Source organism: Catellatospora coxensis, from assembly GCF_016862635.1.
GTDB lineage: Bacteria > Actinomycetota > Actinomycetes > Mycobacteriales > Micromonosporaceae > Catellatospora > Catellatospora coxensis.
The window spans coordinates 1-6,100 of sequence record NZ_BONI01000156.1 but is presented as its reverse complement, the minus strand read 5'-3'; the positions used below and the strand labels follow the sequence as shown (position 1 = coordinate 6,100).

Here is a 6,100-nt window from a genome sequence, read left to right as displayed (position 1 = left end):
GCGGCATGGGTCCCGATCGGCGACGGCACCGACCAGGGCGGGGGCGGGGCGAGGTTCTCCGGGCCGGGGGTGCTGCGCGGCGACTTCGGGTTCGACGGCGCTTTCGGCTCGGGTGGGGCGTTCGAGGGTCTGGTCACGTTCACCGGCGTGTGGACCCGCCGCGACGGCACGGCGGCCGCGGGGTCGTTCACCGGCTCGGGCCGGCTCGCGGCGACGTTCACCGGCGGCTACACCCGCACCGACCTACGCGCCGACGAACACGGCATGATCGCCGGACACGTACGCGCCAGCGGGGTACTGACCGGGCAGTTCGACGTGACCGGCACCTTCACCCCACTGCCCGCAGGCGCCACCATCGCCGCGCCCGCCACCCCGACACCGAGCACACCAGCCGCGCATGCTGTGACCAGCACGGCACGGGCGGGCGGCCCCACCGGCGCGGGTCCGACCGCGAGCACGTCCAGGGACGGGGGACCCGCCGACAACACCGCGGTCATCCGCCCCGACCACGCCGACGCCGTGCTCCTGCCAGCCGACGCCGACACGGCCGTCAGCGGCACGCGGCCGACAACCCCCAGGCAGGACCCGGGCGGGGCCACCCACACCGTCTCGACATCCGGTGAACAGACCAGCACCGCCCCGACGCCACCCGGCGCAGACCGCGACACCACCGCCCCGACGCCATCCGGCGCGGGCCGCGACACCGTCACGCCCGCCACAGCACCACCCTCCGGATCCGACCCGGCCGACACCCAGACCGGCCGGCAGCTCTCCCCGCCACCTGACGACGGCCGCAACGACCCGCCCGCAGGCGACACGGTCGAGCCCGGACCCGTCGGGCGGCTGCCCGCGGCCGAGCCCGACCTGCCCGCTGTCACTGAACCGGCCGCCCACGACCGCAACCCCGCCACCAGCGGCAACGATGGACCGGTGTCCGCGGGCCGATCGCCGACGACACCCGGCCGGATCGCGCCCCGCCTGGGGATCGCGCCGGCCGGCACCGGCCACGGACCAGCGGCACAACTGATGGCGCAGTTGACCGCGCTGCCGCTGTGGGACGAAACCGGCGACTGCGTGCCACGGGTCTGGCAGGTCCTACACGGCCTGGGCGTCAAAAGCCCCGCCACCCGCGACGACGGCACCGGCTCACGCTCGGTCGACGACCTGGCACACCTGCTCGGCGGTGCCTGGCAGCACACCACCGCACAGACACTGCGCCAACTCGCACCAGGCGAGCTGACCGTCGCCCACCTCGACACCGTCGACCGACCACGCCACGTACTGCTCGTCTGGCGCGACACCGACGGCCAACTCTGGCAGATCGAAACCCAAGCCCGCCCAGCAGCAAGCATGACACCGATCGACCTCACCACACCGCCGGGCATATTCACGCGCGGCGGCGCCACGGGACCGGCCGTCCTGTCCCAGCCACTACGACTGATCACCGACGACAACGGAACCCTGCGCCGGGCCGGCCACCCTGCCAAGGCCGCCGGGAAACTGATACCCACGCACCTTCCGGCAGACGACCGACCCCGTACCGACTCCCACGCCACCATACGAGCACTGCTCGACCCACCCACCAGCCTCAACCCGGGAATGGCACCGACCCGCCACCCGCGCACCCACCACACCGCGCCACCACCGGGCGGCAACAGACCCCACACAGCCGGCACGAGCAGCACCCACCCGCCCGCAGGCGCGCACCCGACCGCCCGGCCAGTCCCCCCTGACCCCACCGACACTGCGACAGCTGGTCCCGCCACACACCACCACACCCGCGACACCGACGTGCGTGACCATGCCTCCGCGACAAACCCGTCGTCACCTGACGACGTCATGAGCGACGGGGAAGCCTCCCGCGACTCGCCTCCGCTCGACACCGGACCGCAGCCACCGACCACGCCGCCCTGGACGACCCAGTGGGCGGACGGGTTCGACCTCGACGGGTACAGCCGGCTCGCCCCTCGCCAACAGCTGGGGCCGCTGCCGCAGGGGGTGCTGGACTGGACGACGCCGGACCAGGAAGGCTCCCTGCGGGAACTGTTCAGACAGCTGGGGCGCGCGCTGCGCCACGGGCGCCCGCACGCGGCCCAGGCGCGATGGCTGGTGACCGCGCCGGGCAGTCGCAACGTCAGAGCCGACCTGGCACCCGCCCTCGTGCAGTGGCTCCAGGAATGGACGCAGGCCCAACCCGACACCGTCAGCACCGACCTGCTGGTGAAACTGGCTGACGGCATGGTCGACCGGCGGGAACTGGCAGATTGGCGGGAGCCTGGTTCAGTTCACCTTCTGACGCGGGTGTATCCACTGGGCGTGGTGACGTGGCGACCAGCCCGGCCGGACGCGACGTTGCTGGGCTACCTTCAGAACGAGTTCCCCGAGGTTCTGCCCGCGCCGGGGCGGCAAGAGCACGCCGAAGTATTGCGGGCCGATCTGAACGGTGATCGCACCGTGGTCGGCGAGTGGACGCGGCTGTGGGCCGCCGGCATCCTGAGAGAACCGCGGCCAGGCACCGACACGCCGCGTGACGTCGACGAGCTGGCGGCCATGTCCGGCGACCTCATACCTGCCAAGTCACTGCGAGAGTGGCGCGACATCGGGTTCGTCCCCGGCGGCAACGGGGTGATGTGGCCGCTGACCGTGTTCCCCGGGCGCGGGGAAGGCCACCGCCCGGCGGCGGCTGGACCGGTCCCGAGGCTCCCACAGCCTGGCACCTCCCGGCAGCCCGTCCCCGGCACGAGCGATGGCGACGCCACCGACCGACGTGGCGCGGAAGGCACCCGAGGTCTTGACGGCTTCCGTTCAGCACCGCAGCCGGCCGCCGACGTGACGCGGCGGCAGGACTCCCAGGCGCTGACCACAGCGGTGCCCGCACCTCGCGTGATGCTGCTCGACAGGGGCCAGGACCTGCAGTGGCGCGCCGCGAGAGCATTCCGGGCCGCTGCCGACGAGTATCTGGTCTTCGTGCACGGGACTCCGGACGGGCCCATGGTCGGTGGCCGGCTGCTCACCGCCGTGCAGCTGGCCGAACTCATCCACGTGGATCCGACGTCGCATGGCAGGACCATCATCCTGGTGCAATGCGGCGCCGCCGCGACAGCCACGGTCCTGGACGACTTCGCCGCCAAGCTGTTCTCTGAGCTGCCGCGGGAGAACAGGCGGGTCTTCGCGTTCGGTGGCATGGCCTGGGTCGAGCCGACGCCGGCCGACAGCACCGGCTACACCGAGGTCCTGTCCGCCGACCTGAGACTCGGCGCCGACGGCCGATGGCGACTCGCCACCGACGGTGTCCGCGAGTACGTCGACACGCCGGAGCCGTACGTGTTCGACGACCTGCGCCCGGCCAAGGTGATCCAGCACGGGCCCCTGCTGTCCCTGGCCCGCACCGGCCGAGGCATGCCGCTCACCGACGACTGGGGCATCCCGCTCTCCGGCGTGGCGGCCCCGAGCCATCGGCAGCTGTTGGAACTGGGTATCTCGTTCGCCAACGACGCGCTGACAGACACGGTCACGCGGAGCTGGGCGAGCTTTCCGTATCCCGATTCGAACCACCGACCGTCGCAGGAGAGTTCGCAGTTCATAGCCGACGACGGCAGCGAAGCGGATCTCACGAAGGTCTACGAGCAGATCACCGGCCAGCGGCACGCCGCATACCTGGCCTCCCGGGTCTTGGGCGAACGGGCTCGGCACTACGACCTGCCAGATCTCGAAGCAGCCGCCATGCGGCTGAAGGAGTCTTATCGCCGGCACCTGTCACCACCCCACGCGCTCACCGCGGAGCAGTTCAACCACGACGCGGCGGAGATCCGCCGGAACCTGGTCGAGGAAGCATGGCGGGCCCAGGCAGAACTGCGCGAACGGGCGGACGCGCTGCGCGACGACGCCACGAGGGTGTGGGACCTGGCGCGCGCCGCCGCCGAAGACTCGACCCTCCACGCCGACGCCGCAAGCGCCCGTGCCGAGTTCCAGCACATCGCCGAGGCTGCCTCGACCGCACTCGGCAAGAGCGCCGAGTTCGCCATCACCGAAATTCAGAAGAGGGACGATCTCGGTCCGCGACGCACCAAAGCAGACAACGATTTCAGGGACTTCGTGCGACGGGACATGACCGGACGACTCGCCGACGCGGTCGCGCTGTCCCTCAGGCAGGCAGTTGAACGCATAGATCATGACAAGACCGTCATACCAGCACAGATATCCAAGATCAATGCGGTTGATCCGGGGGAGCATGTCTGGCGGCGGGTCTCGCGCGATGTCGCCCGCGACGTCATCACCAGAGTGCGAAGTCTCCTGCCGCACGGGCCTGTCAACAACTACCGGTCCGGCAACCGCTATCAGGGCGCGCTCTGGGAGTCACTCAACGCTTCGGTCCGTAACCCGAAGTACCTCGTCGACAATCCTCCCGTCAGGGGCTTCTTCAAGTATGTGGTAGAGAGGGCCTTCCTGGGGAAGCACTTCGGTCTGGGGCTTTGCGACGAGCATGCCGCGCTGGCATTCGTCCTGCTCTGGAGCGACTCACGCATGCGGGGCGTGCCGATCACGTTCGTCCATCACGACAAGAAGCACGCCTATGTAGCCATCGGGCCGCTCGGGCACCCGAACACGCTGGTGATAGATGCCTGGACCTGGCGGCCCAGCTCGACCACCGTGGGTCGCTACTTCCTGAGCCCACATGGAGCAAAGCCAGTCTTCATCGGTGTGCCGGACGGGCGGGATCTGCTGGTGGAACTAGGCCCCAGCCTGGTCCGCGTAGACCTCCTGCCCGCGACGCTCCCCGTCATCGACGAACCGGCAGCGCGGCCGACCGACTACCGGAACCACCGCGACTACTGGCCTACCCTCCACTCGTATCGCGACGGCCCCGACGAGGCCGGCACGGCCAACAGCGACAGCGAAACCGAAGGCCCCGCTCACGGCGACTGAGCCCGGCCTTACGACCTTGCACGCTCCCGTTGAACAGATCACCAAGGTGACCCGTAGTACATACGGCCGACGAGAGGGAGCACCGGCGTGGCATACCACGCCGGTGCTCCTCTCCGCGTACATCGAAGTCACCTTGGAGGACACATGGACGGTCTCGACCGTCGCAGGCTGCTCGGTCTGCTGACCGGCGTCGGCGTTGCCGGCATGACCGGCGGCCTCGCGGGCTGCTCGACCGCTGACACGCCCGCCGAGCGCGGCGGCGTCAGCATCGGCCTGCTCGTCCCCGCCACCGGAGCGAACAAGGAGGTCGGTGCCGACCTCGAACTCGGCTTCAAGCTCTACCTCGACCTGCACGGCGGCAAACTCGGCGGCCGCCCGGTCCGGGTCGAGACCGCCGACGAGGGCGAGTCCGCCGAGTCCGGCGCGGCCGCGCTGGCGAGCCTGCACCAGGCTGAGGTGCTGGCTGTGGTCGGCGTGGCCAACCCGGAGCTGCTGCCCGCCGTACGCGACCGGGTCGAGGAGGCGAAGGTGCCGCTGCTGGCCGCGTACGCCGCTCCGGCCGCGATGCCCAGCGCGCCGTTCATCTGGCGCACGTCCTACCTGAGCGACGAACCCGCTCGGGCCATCGCGCACTACCTGCGCCGCCGGCTCGGCAACGGCACCGGCAGGGTCAGCCTCATCACCATCCCCGGCGCGGCGGGCACCGAGCTGATGCTCGGCTTCACCGGTGTCTACGGCGGCGGCGCGCAGGAACCCGTCGTCGTGAAGTCCGACATCGGGCCGGCCGCCGCCGAGTACGCGACGTACGCGACGCGGATCGCGGGCAGGAAGCCGAAGGCGGTCTTCTGCAACCTGCCCGGCTCGCACGTCGTCGCGTTCATGGCCGCCCTTGCCGACGAGGGTCTGCGACCGGGACGCGACGTCGAGGTCTACGCCCCTGGTGGCATCGCCGAAGGCGCCGCGATCGACGAGCTCGGCGACGGCGCCCGTGGACTGTTCACGGCGATGTACTACTCGACCGATCTGAGCAACCGGACCAACCAGGCGTTCTCGTCGGAGTACCGGACCAGGTTCCAGCGCTCCCCCTCGGCGTTCTCGGTCGCCGCGTACGACGCCGCGGCCGTGCTGGACCAGGCCCTCGCCCAGGCCCGCGATGACACCGTGAGCGCGCAGC

2 protein-coding genes are annotated in these 6,100 nt (G+C 70.7%); both read left to right on the top strand.

Annotated features, from left to right (window positions below):
* Positions 1 to 147: 147 nt before the first annotated feature.
* Positions 148 to 4,926, top strand: a complete 4,779-nt coding sequence (locus Cco03nite_RS41475) for a DUF8616 domain-containing protein (protein WP_203699542.1) — start codon at positions 148 to 150, stop codon at positions 4,924 to 4,926.
* 144 nt (positions 4,927 to 5,070) lie between these two features.
* The coding region (locus tag Cco03nite_RS41470) for an ABC transporter substrate-binding protein (RefSeq protein WP_203699541.1) at positions 5,071 to 6,100 on the top strand (1,030 nt) is incomplete at its 3' end.